Consider the following 16,090-nt stretch of genomic DNA (forward strand, 5'->3'; position numbering starts at 1 on the left):
CGCGCCGGGCAACACCTGTGGACAACCCCGGCGTACGGCCGCCGACCGCCGTCCACAGCGGCGGCGGGACCGTCCCCGTACCGCCTAGCGTCGCAGCTGTCGATGTCCGGCGAGGGCGAGGAGTCCGACCATGAGCGAGGAGCCGCTGACCGTCCATCCCGACCTGCTGCGCCGGGTGGCCGGGGTGTTCGACGGCGACGCGTACCGGCTGGTGCGGGGGCTGGCCGGCGGGCTTCCGCCGGCGCCGGAGGTGGCGGGCTGGCAGGCCGACCCGGCGCTGGCCGACCTGGCGACGGCGGTCCGGGGCTGGGCCGGTGACCTGGGCCGCCGGCTGGCGGAGAGCGCCGGGGCGGTCCGCACGGCCGCCGACGGCTACCGGGCGGTGGACGACCGGGCGGCCCGGCGGCTGGCCGCCACCGAGCGGTGAGCGGGCGGCCGGGCTCGGCGGTGGCGTGATGACCGGCCGTCCCGCCGCGCCCGTCGCGGCCTACGAGCGGCTCTGGTCCGCCGACCCGGCCGGCTGGTACGCCACCGGCGTCGCCTGGCGCGGGCTGACCGCCCAGGTCGACGCGCGGGCGGACGAGCTGGCCGACGGGGCGGCGGCGCTGCGCGGCGGCTGGTCCGGGGCGGCGGCGGGCGCCGCGCAGGACCGGTTCGCCCGGTTGCGGGCCGAGCTGGCCGCGATCCGGCCGGCCCTGATCGAGGTGGACCAGACGCTGGCCGTCTTCGCCGACCGGCTGCGCGTGGCGAAGGCCCGGCTGGCCGAGGCGGTCGCCTTGGCGGAGCGGGCCGGGGTGGCGGTCGACCGGGCCGGCCGGGTCCGGGCCGATCCGGCGGTCCGCCGCACGCCGGACCGGGTCGGCCCGACGGTGACGCAGGTGTCGACGGCGATCGGCGCGGCGCTCGCCGCGGCGGACCGGGCCGACCGGGAGGCGGCCGGCCGGCTGGCCGAGTTGGCCGTCGCGGCCGGGTCGGGCTGGGTGGCGGCGCCCCCGGCGTGGCGGCCACCGGCGGGGGCGGGGCCGGCGCTGGTCGGGCGCTGGTGGAGCGGGCTCACCCCGGCCGAGCGCCGGTGGCTGGTCTGGCACGAGCCGCACCTGGTCGGGCGGCTCGACGGGGTCCCGGTGGCGGCCCGGGACCAGGCCAACCGGCTGCTGCTCGGCGTGCACCGGGGTGTCCTGCTCGCCCGGTGGCGCCGGTTCCTCGGCCGGCCCGGTCGCGGTCCCGCCGAGGCGGCCCTGGCCGGGCTGGACGCGCTGGCCGACCGGCTGGCGGCCGGGCCGCCGCGGGCGTACCTGCTCGGTCTCGACCCGGCCGGGGACGGCCGGGCGATCGTCGCGCTGGGCGACCCGGATCACGCCGACCACGTGCTGACCTACGTGCCGGGGATGACCTCCGACCTGGCCGGTGCCGCGGGTGAGCTGGGCCGGGCGGCCCGGGTGCTGGCCCGCTGCGACGCCCTCGCCCCCGCCGCGGGCACGGCCGCGGTGCTCTGGCTGGACTACGACGCGCCGGATTTCCTCGACCAGGCGGCCCGCTCCGGCCAGGCGCGCGACGCCGGCCCCGCGCTGAGCCGCTTCCAGGACGGGCTGCGGGCCAGCCACGACGGGGCACCGGCCCGGCAGACCGTGCTGGGCCACAGCTACGGGTCGGTGGTGGTCGGGGTCGCCGCCCGCGACCACGGTCTCGGCGCGGACGCGCTGGTCTTCGTCGGCTCGCCCGGGGTGGGCGTGGCCGAGGCCCGGGAGCTGCGGGTGCCATCGGGGCAGGTCTGGGCGGCCACCGCGCCGGACGACGTGATCCGGCAGGCCCGGCCGCTGCCCGAGCTGCTCGGCCGGGCACTGCTCGACCAGACGCCGGTCGGCCCGGTGCTGCGCGGTCACGACCGGCACGAGCTCTGGTTCGGGCACGACCCCAGCGACCCGGCGTTCGGCGGCCGGCGCTTTCCCAGCGGCCGGTACGGGCACACCGGCTACTGGGAGCCGGCGAACCCGGCCCTGGACGGCATGGCCCGGATCGTGCTGGGCCGATGACCGCCCCGGGACGGCGCAGAATGCGGCAATCGGCCCAACCCGACCCGGGACGGCGCAGGATGCGGCAACTCGGGGACCGCCCCGGAGGGCCGGTGGGCTACTCGACGGTCACCGACTTGGCCAGGTTGCGGGGCTGGTCCACGTCGTGGCCACGGGCGGCGGCGATCTCGGCGGCCAGCACCTGCAACGGCACGGTGGTGACCAGCGGGGCGAGCAGCGTCGGTGTACGCGGCACGAGGATCAGGTGGTCGGCGTAGCGGACCACGGCCTCATCCCCCTCCTCCGCGATCACGATGGTGCGGGCGCCCCGGGCCCGCACCTCCTGGATGTTGGAGACCACCTTGTCGTGCAGCATGCCCCGGCCGACCGGGGACGGCACGACGCAGATCACCGGGGTGCCCTTGTCGATCAGCGCGATCGGGCCGTGCTTCAGCTCGCCGGCGGCGAAGCCCTCGGCGTGCATGTACGCCAGCTCCTTGAGCTTGAGTGCGCCCTCGAGGGCCACCGGATAGCCGACGTGCCGGCCGATGAAGAGCACGGTCGGCTCGGCGCGCAGCTCGCGGGCGAGCGCGCGGACGGGCTCGATCCGGCTCAGCAGCTCGCGCAGCTTGCTTGGCATCTCCTGGAGCTGGGCGACCACCGCGCCCACCTCGTCGGCGAACTTGATCCCGCGCACCTGGGCCAGGTGCAGGCCGATCAGATAGCAGGCGACGAGCTGGGTGAGGAACGCCTTGGTCGAGGCGACCGCGATCTCCGGGCCGCCGTGGGTGTAGAGCACGGCGTCGGACTCGCGCGGGATGGTCGAGCCGTTGGTGTTGCAGACGGCCAGCACCCGGGCCTTCTGCTCCTTGGCGTGGCGCAGCGCCATCAGGGTGTCCATCGTCTCGCCGGACTGCGAGATGACCACGATCAGGGTGGACCGGTCGAGCACCGGGTCGCGGTAGCGGAACTCGCTGGCCAGCTCCACCTCGCAGGGGATCCGGGTCCAGTGCTCGATGGCGTACTTGGCGACCAGGCCGGAGTGGTACGCGGTGCCGCAGGCGACGATGAAGATCTTGTCGATGTCGCGCAGGTCCTCGTCGCTGAGGCGGACCTCGTCGAGGGCGATCTCGCCGCTCTCGGTGAGCCGGCCGAGCAGGGTGTCGGCGACCGCCTGCGGCTGCTCCTCGATCTCCTTGAGCATGAACCAGTCGTAGCCGCCCTTCTCGGCGGCCGAGGCGTCCCAGTCGATGTGGAAGTCCTTGCCGGCGGCGGGCCGGCCGGCGAAGTCGGTGATCTCGATGCTGTCCGGGGTGATCAGCACGATCTGGTCCTGGCCGAGCTCGACCGCGTCCCGGGTGTGCTCGATGAACGCGGACACGTCGCTGGCCAGGTAGTTCTCCCCGTCGCCCCGGCCGACCACCAGGGGCGAGTTGCGCCGGGCGCCGACCACCGCGCCCGGGATGCCGGCGTCGACGGCGAGCAGCGTGAACGCGCCCTCCAGCCGCTGGCAGACCACCCGCATGGCGGAGGAGAGCAGCAGCGGGCCGTCGGCCTCGCCGGCGGCGCGCAGGTCGGCCAGCGCCCGGGCGAGCAGGTGGGCGGCGCACTCGGTGTCGGTGTCGCTGGTGAACTCGACACCGTCCGCCTCCAACTCGGCGCGGAGCCTGGCGAAGTTCTCGATGATGCCGTTGTGGATGACGGCGGTGCGGCCGTCCGGGGCGACGTGCGGGTGGGCGTTGCGGTCGGTGGGGCCGCCGTGGGTGGCCCAGCGGGTGTGCCCGATGCCGGTGGTGCCGTCGCCGATGTTGAGCGGGCTGGCGGCGCAGGACTCGGGATCGGTCGCCCCGCGCTCGGCCAGCACCTTCTCCAGGTTGGCCAGCCGGCCGGCCTTCTTCTCGGTCAGCAGCACGTCGTCGCAGACGACCGCCACGCCGGCCGAGTCGTAGCCCCGGTATTCGAGCCGCCGCAGCCCGTCGAGCACGATGCCCAGCGCCGGGCGGGCGCCGGCGTAACCCACGATTCCACACATGAAGGCCAGCCTAGCCGAGTTTCGCTCATTCCATGTGCTCGCAAGGCGGGTTTTCGAGCACAGGAATTGAGCGATTGGGTCGAGCCGGGGCCTCCGGGGGACAAAGCACCGTTGGCTCGCGCCGGCAGGGGGTCGACCTCCGGTGGTGGGATTTGGCAGGATGTCGCGGATCCGCCAGCAAGCCCGGAAGGCGACTTGATGTCCGACCCCACCCCGCCCCCGCCCCGCCGAGGCCCGGTGGAGGACCCCCGGGACCCGTGGGCCGACCTGGGCGGTCGGCTGTCGGAGCACCCGTTCGACACCCCGCGCCGGCCGTCGGCCCGCCGGGTGCTGCGCGGGCTTGCCGCCGGGGTCGCGGCGGCCGTCGCGCTGGTCACCGTCCTGCAGCGGCAGGGGGTGTGGACCATCCCGGAGCCGGCCCACACGGCGGCGAGCGGGCAGAGCGCGTCGCCCCGGCCGGACGACCTGACCGGCGTGCTGGAGGGGGCCACCCCGGCGCCGAGCGGGTCGGCCGGCGCGCACCGGGTGGTCTACGAGGTGACCGGCGACGGGCCGGTCAGCGTCACGTACTGGGTGGAGGGCAGGGCGCCGGAAACCGTCGAGGCCGGCCGGCTGCCGTGGCGGGCCGAGCTCATCGCCGCGACCGGCGCGACCGTCAACCTGCTCGCCAGCCGGCAGCGTGGCGACGGCGGCATCCGGTGCCGGCTGCTGGTCGACGGGGTGGAACGAGCGCGCAACACCGCCGCCGGTGCGGTACCGGTCGCCGACTGCAGCGCCCAGGTGACCGATCTGAGCGGCGGCCCGTAGGCTGACCGGCGTGACGACCGCGAACGTCGATCCGCTGGTGGCCCGGATGCGGCCGTTCGGGACGACCATCTTCGCCGAGATGTCCGCGCTGGCGGTACGCACCGGCGCGGTCAACCTCGGCCAGGGCTTTCCCGATAGCGACGGCCCGCCGGAGATGCTCGCCGCCGCCGCCGAGGCGTTGCGCGGCGGACACAACCAGTACCCTCCCGGCCCCGGCGTGCCGCAGCTGCGCGCGGCGATCGCGGCGCACCAGGCCCGCTTCTGGGGACTGGAGTACGACCCGGACGGCGAGATCGTGGTCACCGCCGGCGCCACCGAGGCGGTCGCCGCCAGCATCCTCGCCCTCTGCGAGCCGGGCGACGAGGTGGTCTGCTTCGAGCCGTACTACGACTCGTACGCCGCCTCGATCGCCCTGGCCGGCGCGGTCCGCCGGCCGGTGACGCTGCGTCCCGGCGCCGACGGCCGGTACGCGGTCGACCCGGCGGAGCTGCGCGCCGCCTTCGGGCCGCGGACCCGGCTGGTGCTGCTCAACTCCCCGCACAACCCCACCGGCAAGGTCTTCACCGCCGACGAGCTGGCCCTGGTCGCCGAGCTCTGCCAGGAATACGACGCCTACGCGGTCACCGACGAGGTCTACGAGCACCTGGTCTTCACCGACGCGGCGGCGTCGCACCTGCCGCTGGCCACGCTGCCCGGGATGCGGGAGCGGACCCTGCGGATCTCCTCGGCCGGCAAGACGTTCTCCTGCACCGGCTGGAAGGTCGGCTGGGCGAGCGGGCCCGCGCCACTGGTCTCGGCCGTGCTGCGGGTGAAGCAGTTCCTCACCTTCGTCAACGCCGCGCCGCTGCAACCGGCGGTGGCGGTGGCGCTGGCCCTGCCGGACGACTACTTCACCGGGTTCCGCGACGGCATGCAGGCCCGACGCGACCAGCTCGGCAGCGCGCTCCGCGAGGCCGGGTTCGAGGTGTTCACCCCGGACGGCACCTACTTCGTCACCGCCGACGTAACCCCGCTCGGTGGTCGGGACGGGATCGAGTTCTGCCGGTCGCTGCCGCGGCGGTGCGGTGTGGTGGCGGTGCCGACCCAGGTCTTCTACGACGACGTGGAGGCGGGCCGGCGGCTGGTCCGGTTCGCCTTCTGCAAGCGACCCGAGGTGCTGGCCGAGGCCGGCACCCGGCTGCGCCGGCTGCGGGAGGACGGGTGACCGACCGGGCCCGCCGGATGCTCGCGCAGCGCGGCTGCGACACCGTGCTCTCCGGCGTACGGCCGGCGTCGGTGCGGGAGCAGCTGGCCGCGCTGGGGGCCGGCCGCACCGACGAGCTGGCGCTCGACTTCTACGGCGAGGGCGGGGCGGTCGAGGAACTGGAACGCCGGGTGGGCGCGCTGCTCGGCACCGAGGCGGTCGCCTTCTTTCCCACCGGCACGATGGCCCAGCAGGTCGCCATGCGGTACGGCGCCGAGCTGACCGGCCGTACGGCGGTCGGCCTGCACCCGCTCAGCCACCCGCTGGTGCACGAGCGCGACGCGTACGCGCTGCTTAGCGGCCTGCGGGCGGTCCGGACCGCGGACGCGCCGCGCAACCCGACGGCCGACGACGTGGCCGCACTCGACGAACCGGTCGGCACGCTGCTGCTGGAGTTGCCGCTGCGGGACGCCGGCTTCGTCCTGCCGAGCTGGGACGAGCTGGTCGCGGTGGCGGCGGCGGCCCGGGAGCGGGGCGCGCGGGTGCACCTGGACGGGGCCCGGCTCTGGGAGTCCACCGTCCACCTCGGGCACTCGGCGGCCGAGATCGCCGCCCTCGCCGACAGCACGTACGTCTCGTTCTACAAGTCCCTCGGCGGCCACTCCGGGGCGGCGCTGGCCGGCTCGGCCGAGCTGGTCCGGTACGCGCGCGCCTGGCGGCACCGGCACGGCGGCAACCTCTTCCAGCAGTGGCCGGCGGCGCTGGCCGCGCTCGCCGGCCTGGACCGGGAGCTGCCCCGGCTACCCGACTACGTCGGGCACGCGAAGGTGGTGGCCGAGGCGCTGGCCACGCTGCCCGGCGCGCGGGTCCACCCGGCGCCGCCGCACACCCACCAGTTCCGGCTCTGGCTGCCGCACCCGGCGCCGGCCCTGGACGCGGCCAACCTCGCCCTCGCCGAGGAGGAGAGGGCGTGGTTCGTCACCGGCTGGCGGGACACCGGCCTGCCCGGGACGGCCCTGGCCGAGGTGACGGTGGCCGCGCCCGCCCTGGAGCTGGACGCCGACCGGGTCGTCGACCTGGCGCACCGCTTCCTCCGCCGCCTCCCGCCCTCCTGAACCCCGGGAGCCACCGGGCCCGGCGGCGACCCGGCAGCGTCCCCGGCCGTCAGCCGGCCTGGCGGGCGGGGCCCGGGTCGGCCGGCTCTTCGCCAGGGTCGGGCGTCGTGGGCGCGGTTGTTGTCGCTGGGGGGACAACAACCGCACCCGGATCGGACCCGGCGCGGGCCGCTCCGAGGCCGGGGTCGGCCGACGCGCCGCCGGAGCTCGGGCGGGCCGCCAGGGTGGCCAGCGTCGCGCCGCCGTCGGTGAGCAGGGCCGCCTCCGCGTCGTCGACGAAGGCGAGGTCGGCCTCCACGTGCCGGGTGGCCGCCGACAGCAGCAGCCGGACCACCGGGTCGTCGGCGCGGCGCCGCAGGCCGTCGAGGTTGCGCAGCTCCCGCATCAGGTGGCCGCGCTGGTTGCCGAGCACGGCCCGGACGGTGTCCGGCACGCCGGCGCGGGCCGCCGCGGTGACCTTGAGGAAGAAGTCGTCCCGGAAGCCGCCGCTGCGCGGGCTGGGCTCGGCGAGCCAACGGTCCAGTTCGGACCGGCCGGCGGCGGTGATCTCGTAGACCACCCGGTCGGGCTTGACCGGCTGGGCCTGCCGCTCGGCGATCACCAGGTCGTCTCGGGAGAGCCGGTCGAGGATCTGGTAGAGGTGCCCGATGTTCAGCGGCCCCCACTGCGGCCCGACCGCCGCCTCGAAGGCGCCCTTGAGCTCGTACCCGTAGCTGGGGCCACGCGCCAACAGGGCCAGGACCGCGTGCTGGATCGCCACCGTCTCCTCCGATTGGTTCCCGGCAGGGCCCCCCGACGGGCCTTGCATTGTGACAATGTATCGCCCAGAGTGGGGACAGCACACGGGGAGGCGCGACATGTTCCGGTTCATCTGGAGGCAGCTACGTGGCCGAACGGGACGGTCGGTGGCGCTGCTGGTCGGCGTGCTGGTGGCCACCACCGGCTTCGTCGTGCTGACCGGCGCCACCACCACCTCCCGGCTGGCCGTCACCGGCACCGTCGAGCGCGACACCCGCGCCGCGTACGACATCCTGGTCCGGCCGCAGGGCACCCGCACCCCGCTGGAGGCCGAGCGCGGGCTGGTCCGGCCCAACTACCTCTCCGGGCTCTTCGGCGGCATCACCCTCGACCAGTACCGGCAGGTCGAGGCGGTCGCCGGGGTCGACGTGGCGGCGCCCATCGCCATGCTCGGATACTCCACCACCGGCGTGCCGGCCCCGCTCGACCTCACCGACGCGGTGGACCGGTCGCTGGCCCGCCAGGTGATCCGGGTCGACCCGACGTTCCGCGCCGAGCGCGGCCTCTCCGCCGCCCCCGGCAAACCCCGCTACGTGTACGTGACGAAGAACCCGCTCGTGCACCCCGACCTCACCGGCGGGTCGAGCGCCACCCGCTGGCGGTACTCGGACGGCCGTTCGTACCCGGTCGACCCCACCTGCGGGGTGGTCCCCCGCGAGGTGCTGCCCGTCGGGCGGAGCGTGCCGATCTGCGACCCGAGGTCGGCCCTGCTCGGTGATCGCGGGACCTACTCGGAGCGGCAGGACTGGTGGGTCGAGGCGGTCCGGTTGCGACCCGACGGCCGGTTCGAGGCCGGACCGCACGTCCTGGCCACCGCCGACGACGAGGCCGGCACCACCGCCGACCGGCTCGTCATGGCGTACACCGTGACCGTGCCGTTCCTGCTGGCGGCGGTGGAACCGGCGGCCGAACAACGCCTGGTCGGCCTCGCCGACGCGGTGGTCGCCGGCCGGCCGGTACGCGCCGACGACGCGGTCGAGGTCCGCAAGCTCGGCACGGCGGTCAACCACGAGTTCCCGGTCCTGGTCACCGCGCGGCCCTTCGTCGACGAGACGCTGACCGCCCGGCTCAGCCGGCTGCCGGGGGTGAACCCCGGCGAGATCTCGGTGCTCGACCTGGAACGGACGCTGAGTGGCCGGACGGGCGTGCCCGCCGGCGAGCGCCGGGCCGACGTGGCGCAGGGGCACCGGGCGATGGTCGAGGCCGGGATCAGCGACACGGGCTGCTGCAACGGCCAGTTGCAGCGGGTGGTGCAGTCCGGCGACGTGCGGTACGGACGGCTGCCGGACGGCACGCTGCGCCCCGAACCGCAACCGCCGGCCGCCCCCGAGGTGTACGGCCAGCAGTTCAACTACAACCCGATGCCCCGCCCCTGGCTCGCCGACGACCGGGGTTCCCGGACGGCCCGGCCGCTGGCGTTGCAGGAGGGGCACACCGCGGCGTTCCGGTACTGGTCGGCGGTGGGCGTCTTCGACCCGGAGCGGCTGACCGGGTTCAGCGACGTCGGCAAGGTGCCGCTGGAGACGTACGAGCCGCCGCGCGCCGAGGGTGCCGACGAGCGCAGCCGGGCCACGCTGGGCGGGCAGCCGCTGGAGCCGAGCGGCAACCCCGCCGGTTATCTCTCCGCCCCGCCGCTGCTGCTGACCAACCTGGCCAGCGTCCCGAAGCTGCTCGAAGGCGGGCGAAGCCCGCAGCGCGCCACGCCGATCAGCGCCATCCGGGTCCGGGTGGCGGACGTGGCCGGCTACAGCGACCGGTCGGCCGAGCGGGTCCGGCTGGTCGCCGAGCGGATCAACCAGGCCACCGGCCTCGACGTGGACATCACCCTCGGCTCCTCCCCCGCCCCGCAGACCGTCGAGCTGCCGGCCGGCACGTTCGGCCGGCCCGACCTGCGGCTGACCGAGAACTGGTCGGCCCTCGGCGTCGCGTCGGTGATCACCAAGGCGGTGGACCGCAAGAGCGCCGTGCTCTTCGTACTGGTGCTGGTGGTCTGCGTACTCTTCCTCGGCAACGCGGTCTCCGCGGCCGTCCGGGACCGCCGCCCGGAGCTGGCGGTGCTCGCCTGTCTCGGTTGGCCGGCCCGCCGGATCGGGGCGCTGATCCTCGGCGAGGTCGCCGCGACGGGGCTGGCCGCCGGCCTGCTCTCGGTGGGTCTCGCGGTGCCGCTCGGCGCCGCCCTGGGCATCGACGTGCACTGGCGGCGGGCGCTGCTGGCCGTACCGGTGGCCCTGCTGCTGGCGCTGGTCGCGGGGCTGGCGCCGGCGCTGCGGGCCGCGCGCGCCCACCCGGCCGCCGCGCTGCGTCCGCCGGTGGCCGCCGCCGGATGGGTACGCCGGCCGCGCACCCTGTTGGGCCTCGCCCTGGCCAACCTGGTCCGCACCCCCGGTCGCACGCTGCTCGGCGCGGGCGCGCTGGCCATCGGGGTGGCCGCGCTGACCCTGGTGGCCGCCGCCGCGTACGCCTTCCGCGGCGCCATCGTGGGCAGCCTGCTCGGCGACCTGGTGTCGCTGAGCGTGCGCGGCGCGGACGCCCTGGCGGCGGTGGCCACCGTGCTGCTCGGTGCCGCCGCGGTGGCCGACGTGCTCTACCTGAACATCCGGGACCGGGCCGCCGAACTGGCCACGCTGCGGGCCACCGGCTGGACCGACGCGGCGCTGGGCCGCCTGATCGGCTACGAGGGGCTGCTGCTCGGCCTGCTGGGCGCGCTCACCGGCGCCGGGCTCGGCCTCGGCGGGGCGGCCTGGCTGGTCGGCGCGCTGCCGGCGGCGCTGGCGCTGGTGACGGCGGCCGTCGCGCTGGCCGGCGTGCTGGTCACCTGCCTGGCCGCGCTCGTCCCGGCCGCGCTGCTGCGCCGCCTCCCCACCGCACAACTACTCGCAGAGGAGTGACCATGGACAGCATCACGGGCAGCGCGGTCCGCGTGGCCGGGCTGGTCCGGCAGTTCCGCAGCGGCGCCGAGCGGCTCACCGCCGTCGACGAGGTGTCGCTGGAGATAGCGCCCGGGTCGGTGGTGGCGCTGACCGGGCCGAGCGGCTCCGGCAAGTCGACCCTGCTGCACCTGATCGGCGCGATCGAGCAGGCCGACCGGGGCACGGTGACGGTGGACGACGTGGAGGTCACCGCGCTGCGCCGGGGCGCGCTGGCCCGCTACCGGCAGGGCATCGGCTTCGTCTTCCAGCGCTACCACCTGCTGCCCGCGCTGACCGTGCTGGACAACGTGATCGCGCCGGTGCTGCCCCGCCGGGGGCGCACCGACCACGCCACCCGGGCCCGGGAACTGCTGGCCGCGGTCGGCCTGGCCGACCGGGAACGCGCCCTGCCCGCCCAGCTCTCCGGGGGCCAGCAGCAGCGGGTGGCGATCGCCCGGGCGCTGATGGGCGCGCCGCGGCTGCTGCTGGCCGACGAGCCCACCGGCAACCTCGACTCGACCACCGGCGCCCAGATCCTCGACCTGCTGCTGGACCTGCGGGACCGGCACGGCATGACGATCCTGCTGGCCACCCACGAGCGGGCCATCGCGGCCCGGTGCGACCGGCTGATCCGGCTCGCCGACGGGCGGATCGTGGAGGACGCCGACCTCACCGCCGGCGAGGACCCGGCCGACACCTACGAGCGGGTGGCCCGGCTCCGGCTGTAGCCGGTCCGGCCGAACCAGACCAGCAGGCACGAGGAAGGGACGAGATGTTCGGGTTCGTTTGGCGTCAGGTCCGTGGCCGGGCCGGTCGCTCGGTCGCCCTGCTGGTCGGCGTACTGGTGGCCACCACCGGCTTCGTCGTGCTGACCGGGGCCACCACCACCTCCCGGCTGGCGGTCACCGGCGACGTGCAGCGGGGCACCCGCGCCGCGTACGACATCCTGGTCCGGCCGGCGGGGACCCGCACCCCGCTGGAGGCCGAACGCGGGCTGGTCCGCCCCAACTACCTGTCGGGTTCCTACGGCGGCATCACCAGCGAGCAGTACGAGCGGGTCAGGACGGTGACCGGGGTGGACGTCGCCGCCCCGATCGCGATGCTCGGCCACTCCACCACCGAGGTCGACCTGCCGCTGGACCTGACCGCCGCCGTCGACCCGTCGCTGGACCGTCAGGTGATCCGGATCGACCGGGCCTTCCTCGCCGAACGCGGGCTCAGCCACGCGCCGGCCGAGCCGCTCTACGTCTACGTGACGAAGCACCAGCTGCTGTATCCGGACAACCCCGGCGGGTTCCGCTCCGACGCCATCCGGTACAGCGACGGCCGCCGCTACGCCTCGGACCTCTGCGGCGACGTGCCGCGCGAGGTGCTGCCGGGCGGTCGCAGCGCCCCGGTCTGCGACCCGCGCTGGTACCTGGCCCCCTCGATGGCCACCCTCACCGAGCGCCAGACCTGGTCGGTGCAGGCGTTCCGGCTGCTGCCCGACGGGCGGTTCGAGAGCCCCGCCCCGCAGACCCCCGGCTCGCCGCCGGCCCGGTCGTCCGACCGGCTGGTCGTCCGGCAGTCCCTGACGGTGCCGTTCCTGCTCGCCGCCGTCGACCCGGACGCCGAGCAGCGGCTGGTCGGGCTCACCGACGCGGTGGTGGGCGGCCGGCCCCTGGTGGCCGGCGACGACGTACAGACCAGGCAGCTGGCCGGCTCCCGGATCCACACCCTGCCCGTACTGGTCAGCGCCCGGCCCTACCTGGACGGCGCGATCCGCACCACGTGGCGCCGGATCACCCCCCGGGGCAGCATCGCCGACGTCGCCCCGGCGGACCTGGCCGGCGTGCTGCGCGGCGCGCCGAGCGTTCCGGTCGGCGGCACCGAGCAGGACGCGGCGGGCGCGTACCGGTCGCAGCTCGGCGGCGGCGCGGACGGCGCGAAATGCTGCTGGGGGCAGCTCTCCCGGGTGGCCCAGCCCGGCCAGGCCAGCTATGACCGGAGCCCGGACGGGGTGCTGCGGGCCCGGCCCGCGGCCCCCAACCCGGACGTCTACGTGGGCACCGACCGGTCCATCGCGACCGCACGGCCCTGGCTGACCGAGGACATCCCGTTCCGGCCGCTGGCCGCGCTCGGCATCCCCCAGTCCACCCGATCCACCGCCGTCCTGCGGCAGTGGCGGTCGGTGGGTTTGTTCGACCCGGAGCAGCTGACCGGGTTCAGCGACGTCGGCAAGGTGCCGCTGGAGACGTACGAGCCGCCGCGCGCCGAGGGCGCCGACGAGCGCAGCCGGGCGACGCTGGGCGGCCGTCCGCTGGAGCCGAGCGGCAACCCGGCCGGCTACCTGTCCGCCCCGCCGCTGCTGCTGACCAACCTGGCCAGCGTCCCGAAGCTGCTGGCGGGCAGCGCCAGCCCCCAGGTGGCCGCGCCGATCAGCGCCATCCGGGTCCGGGTCGCCGACGTGGCCGGCTACAGCGAACGCTCCGCCGAGCACGTGCGGCTCGTCGCCGAGCGGATCGCCACCGAGACCGGGCTGGACGTGGACATCACCCTCGGCTCCTCTCCCGCCCCGCAGACGGTGGAGTTGCCGGCGGGCTCGTTCGGCCGCCCGGAACTGCGGCTGACGGAGAACTGGTCGGCGCTCGGCGTCGCGTCGGTGATCACGAAGGCGGTGGACCGCAAGAGCGTGGTGCTGTTCGTGCTGGTGCTGGTGGTCTGCGTGCTCTTCCTCGCCAACGCCGTCTCCGCCGCCGTCCGCGACCGGCGCTCCGAACTGGCGGTGCTCGCCTGCCTCGGCTGGCCGGCCCGGCGGATCGGCGCGCTCATCCTCGGCGAGGTCGCCGCGCTGGGGCTGGCCGCCGGGTTGCTGGCCGTCGGCCTGTCGGTCCCGCTCGGCGCCGCCCTGGGCATCGACGTGAACTGGCGGCGGGCGCTGCTCGCCGTACCGGTGGCGCTGCTGCTGGCGCTGGTCGCGGGCCTGACGCCGGCGCTGCGGGCCGCGCGGACCCACCCGGCCGCCGCGCTGCGCCCACCGGTGGCCGGGGTGGGCCGGGCCCGCCGGCCCCGCGCGCTGCTCGGGCTGGCGCTGGTCAACGTGCTGCGCACCCCCGGGCGTACGGCGCTCGGCGCGGGCGCGCTGGCCCTCGGCGTCGCCGCGTTGACGCTGGTCGGCGCCGCCGCGTACGCGTTCCGCGGGGCCATCGTCGGCAGCCTGCTCGGCGACACCGTCTCGCTCAGCGTGCGCGGCGCGGACACCACCGCCGCGGTCGCGACCGTCCTGCTGGGCGCGGCCGCCGTGGCGGACGTGCTCTACCTCAACATCCGGGACCGGGCGGCCGAGCTGGCCGCCCTGCGCGCCATGGGCTGGACCGACGCGGCACTGGCCCGGCTGATCGCCTACGAGGGATTCACGCTGGGCGTGCTCGGCGCCGGCACCGGGGCCGCGCTCGGGCTGGCCGGCGCCGCCGCGCTCGTCGGCGACCTGCCCGGCGAGCTGGCGCTGGTCGCCGGCGTGGTGGCCGGCGCCGGCGTCCTCCTCACCTTGCTGGCCGCGCTGGTGCCGGCGGCCCTGCTGCACCGGATGCCGGTCGCCCGGCTGCTCGCCGAGCAGTGACGCCCGGCGCCCGAGCCGGGCCGTGACGCCCGGCGCCCCGAGCCGGGCCGTGACCTCCGGCGCCCTGAGCCGGGCCGTGGCGGCGGCCGGAACCCGCTGACGGGTACGGCTCGGATCGGCGGTCCGGTGAGCGCTGACGCGCCGCGCCGGACCGCCGACGGCGACCGTCCGGTGCGCAGCGTCAGCCGGCCGGGCTGGCGGTACGCACCTGCTCGGCGATCCGCTCGGCGACCTCCCGGGCGATGGCCTCGGTGGCCGCCTCGACCATCACCCGGACCAGCGGCTCGGTGCCCGACGGGCGCAGCAGCACCCGGCCGGTCTCGCCCAGCTCGGCCTCGGCCCGCTCCACCTCGGCATGCACCGCCGGTGCCGACGCGCCGACGGTACGGTCGCCGACCGGCACGTTGATCAGCACCTGGGGCAGCTTGGTGAGCACCCCGGCCAGGTCGGCCAGGGACCGGCCGGTGGCGGCCATCCGGGCCATCACGTGCAGCCCGGTCAGTACGCCGTCGCCGGTGGTGGCGTGCGCGGGCAGGACGATGTGGCCGCTCTGCTCGCCGCCGAGGGCCAGCCCGGAGGCGCGCAGCTCCTCCAGCACGTACCGGTCGCCGACCTTGGTCTCCACCAGCCGGATGCCCTCGCGCGACATGGCCAGCCGCAGGCCGAGGTTGCTCATCACCGTGGCGACCAGGGTGTCCCCGGTCAGCGTGCCGGCCTCCCGCATGGCCAGGGCGAGGATCGCCATCACCTGGTCGCCGTCGACCTCGTCGCCGTCGGCGGTCACCGCGACGCAGCGGTCGGCGTCGCCGTCGTGCGCGATGCCCAGGTGCGCGCCGTGCTCGACCACGGCCTGGCGCAGCGCGTCGATGTGGTTGGAGCCGCAGTCGTCGTTGATGTTCAGGCCGTCGGGCTCCGCGTGGATCGCGATCACCTCGGCGCCCGCCTCCCGGTACGCCACCGGGGCGACGTCCGCGGCGGCGCCGTTGGCGCAGTCGACCACGACCTTGATCCCGTCCAGCCGGTGCGGCACGGTCCCGACCAGGTGCTGCACGTAGTGGTCGGCGCCGTCGAGCAGGTCGTGCACCCGGCCCACGCCGGCCCCGATCGGCCGCTCCCAGGCGGTGGTGGCGTTCGCCTCGACGGCCGCCTCGATCTTCATCTCCAGCTCGTCGGGCAGCTTGTGCCCGCCGGCGGCGAAGAGCTTGATCCCGTTGTCGGGCATCGGGTTGTGCGACGCGGAGAGCATCACCCCCAGGTCGGCCTTGGTCTCGGCGGTGAGGAAGGCCACCGCCGGGGTGGGCAGCACGCCGACCCGGACGACGTTCGCGCCGGCGCTGGTCAGCCCGGCGACCACGGCCGCCTCCAGCATCTCGCCGCTGGCCCGGGTGTCCCGGCCGACCACGGCCAGCGGGGGATGGCTCTTGTCCGTCTCGGCCAGGGTGTGCGCGGCGGCGACCGCCACCGCGAGCGCCAACTCCGGGGTGAGATCCGCGTTCGCCCGCCCGCGTACGCCGTCCGTGCCGAACAACCGGCCCATACCCGCCAACCTCCGATGAGCTGTTCCAGGGGAAAGGCGGACGGCCGGGCCACCTCCCGTGCGGGGAGGCGAACCCGGCCGTCCGTCAGAAGTACAACG

11 protein-coding genes are annotated in these 16,090 nt (G+C 76.0%); 8 read left to right on the plus strand and 3 right to left on the minus strand.

Going from position 1 to position 16,090, the window contains the following annotated elements:
* Positions 1 to 130: 130 nt before the first annotated feature.
* Both AB0H57_RS07865 and AB0H57_RS07870 read left to right on the plus strand, forming a co-directional pair.
* Positions 131 to 427: a hypothetical protein gene (locus AB0H57_RS07865; protein WP_357503849.1), complete on the plus strand. Its 297-nt coding sequence runs from the start codon at positions 131 to 133 to the stop codon at positions 425 to 427.
* A gap of 28 nt (positions 428 to 455) precedes the next feature.
* The gene (locus AB0H57_RS07870) at positions 456 to 2,033 is read left to right on the plus strand and encodes an alpha/beta hydrolase (RefSeq protein WP_357503851.1); all 1,578 of its coding nucleotides are present in this window, start codon (positions 456 to 458) and stop codon (positions 2,031 to 2,033) included.
* A 97-nt stretch (positions 2,034 to 2,130) separates the two neighbouring features.
* Here AB0H57_RS07870 and glmS read toward each other — a convergent pair whose 3' ends face one another.
* On the minus strand, positions 2,131 to 4,044 hold the full coding sequence (gene glmS, locus AB0H57_RS07875) for a glutamine--fructose-6-phosphate transaminase (isomerizing) (protein ID WP_357503853.1): 1,914 nt from the start codon (positions 4,042 to 4,044) through the stop codon (positions 2,131 to 2,133).
* A gap of 198 nt (positions 4,045 to 4,242) precedes the next feature.
* Here glmS and AB0H57_RS07880 point away from each other — a divergent pair, with 198 nt between their 5' ends.
* The 3 genes from AB0H57_RS07880 to AB0H57_RS07890 are packed head-to-tail and all read left to right on the plus strand — an operon-like array spanning position 4,243 to position 7,149.
* On the plus strand, positions 4,243 to 4,851 hold the full coding sequence (locus tag AB0H57_RS07880; protein ID WP_357503856.1) for an MmpS family transport accessory protein: 609 nt from the start codon (positions 4,243 to 4,245) through the stop codon (positions 4,849 to 4,851).
* Between the two features lie 10 nt (positions 4,852 to 4,861).
* Entirely contained in the window at positions 4,862 to 6,055 is a 1,194-nt protein-coding gene (locus AB0H57_RS07885; protein WP_357503858.1) for a pyridoxal phosphate-dependent aminotransferase, read from the plus strand.
* On the plus strand, positions 6,052 to 7,149 hold the full coding sequence (locus tag AB0H57_RS07890) for a beta-eliminating lyase-related protein (protein WP_357503860.1): 1,098 nt from the start codon (positions 6,052 to 6,054) through the stop codon (positions 7,147 to 7,149). The genes AB0H57_RS07885 and AB0H57_RS07890 overlap by 4 nt, the downstream gene beginning before the upstream one ends.
* 49 nt (positions 7,150 to 7,198) lie before the next feature.
* Here AB0H57_RS07890 and AB0H57_RS07895 read toward each other — a convergent pair whose 3' ends face one another.
* On the minus strand, positions 7,199 to 7,909 hold the full coding sequence (locus tag AB0H57_RS07895; protein ID WP_357503862.1) for a helix-turn-helix transcriptional regulator: 711 nt from the start codon (positions 7,907 to 7,909) through the stop codon (positions 7,199 to 7,201).
* A gap of 97 nt (positions 7,910 to 8,006) precedes the next feature.
* On the opposite strand from AB0H57_RS07895, the gene AB0H57_RS07900 reads away from it, so the two are divergent.
* The 3 genes from AB0H57_RS07900 to AB0H57_RS07910 are packed head-to-tail and all read left to right on the plus strand — an operon-like array spanning position 8,007 to position 14,454.
* Positions 8,007 to 10,835 (plus strand): FtsX-like permease family protein, encoded by a 2,829-nt coding sequence (locus AB0H57_RS07900; RefSeq protein WP_357503864.1) that lies wholly within the window; start codon positions 8,007 to 8,009, stop codon positions 10,833 to 10,835.
* A gap of 2 nt (positions 10,836 to 10,837) precedes the next feature.
* The gene (locus AB0H57_RS07905) at positions 10,838 to 11,584 is read left to right on the plus strand and encodes an ABC transporter ATP-binding protein (protein ID WP_357503866.1); all 747 of its coding nucleotides are present in this window, start codon (positions 10,838 to 10,840) and stop codon (positions 11,582 to 11,584) included.
* A 44-nt stretch (positions 11,585 to 11,628) separates the two neighbouring features.
* The gene (locus AB0H57_RS07910) at positions 11,629 to 14,454 is read left to right on the plus strand and encodes an FtsX-like permease family protein (RefSeq protein ID WP_357503868.1); all 2,826 of its coding nucleotides are present in this window, start codon (positions 11,629 to 11,631) and stop codon (positions 14,452 to 14,454) included.
* Positions 14,455 to 14,635: 181 nt separating this feature from the next.
* Here the strand turns inward: AB0H57_RS07910 and glmM are convergent, their stop codons facing one another.
* The gene (glmM, locus tag AB0H57_RS07915) at positions 14,636 to 15,991 is read right to left on the minus strand and encodes a phosphoglucosamine mutase (RefSeq protein ID WP_357503870.1); all 1,356 of its coding nucleotides are present in this window, start codon (positions 15,989 to 15,991) and stop codon (positions 14,636 to 14,638) included.
* Positions 15,992 to 16,090 lie beyond the last annotated feature (99 nt).

This window comes from Micromonospora sp. NPDC050686 (genome assembly GCF_040654475.1).
Taxonomy (GTDB): domain Bacteria; phylum Actinomycetota; class Actinomycetes; order Mycobacteriales; family Micromonosporaceae; genus Micromonospora.

Coding starts and splice junctions, on each gene's coding strand:
- AB0H57_RS07870 (WP_357503851.1), top strand. CDS start 456: ATGACCGGCCGTCCCGCCGCGCCCGTCGCGGCCTACGAGCGGCTCTGG.
- AB0H57_RS07910 (WP_357503868.1), top strand. CDS start 11,629: ATGTTCGGGTTCGTTTGGCGTCAGGTCCGTGGCCGGGCCGGTCGCTCG.
- AB0H57_RS07880 (WP_357503856.1), top strand. CDS start 4,243: ATGTCCGACCCCACCCCGCCCCCGCCCCGCCGAGGCCCGGTGGAGGAC.
- glmS (WP_357503853.1), bottom strand. CDS start 4,044: ATGTGTGGAATCGTGGGTTACGCCGGCGCCCGCCCGGCGCTGGGCATC.
- AB0H57_RS07900 (WP_357503864.1), top strand. CDS start 8,007: ATGTTCCGGTTCATCTGGAGGCAGCTACGTGGCCGAACGGGACGGTCG.
- AB0H57_RS07905 (WP_357503866.1), top strand. CDS start 10,838: ATGGACAGCATCACGGGCAGCGCGGTCCGCGTGGCCGGGCTGGTCCGG.
- glmM (WP_357503870.1), bottom strand. CDS start 15,991: ATGGGCCGGTTGTTCGGCACGGACGGCGTACGCGGGCGGGCGAACGCG.
- AB0H57_RS07865 (WP_357503849.1), top strand. CDS start 131: ATGAGCGAGGAGCCGCTGACCGTCCATCCCGACCTGCTGCGCCGGGTG.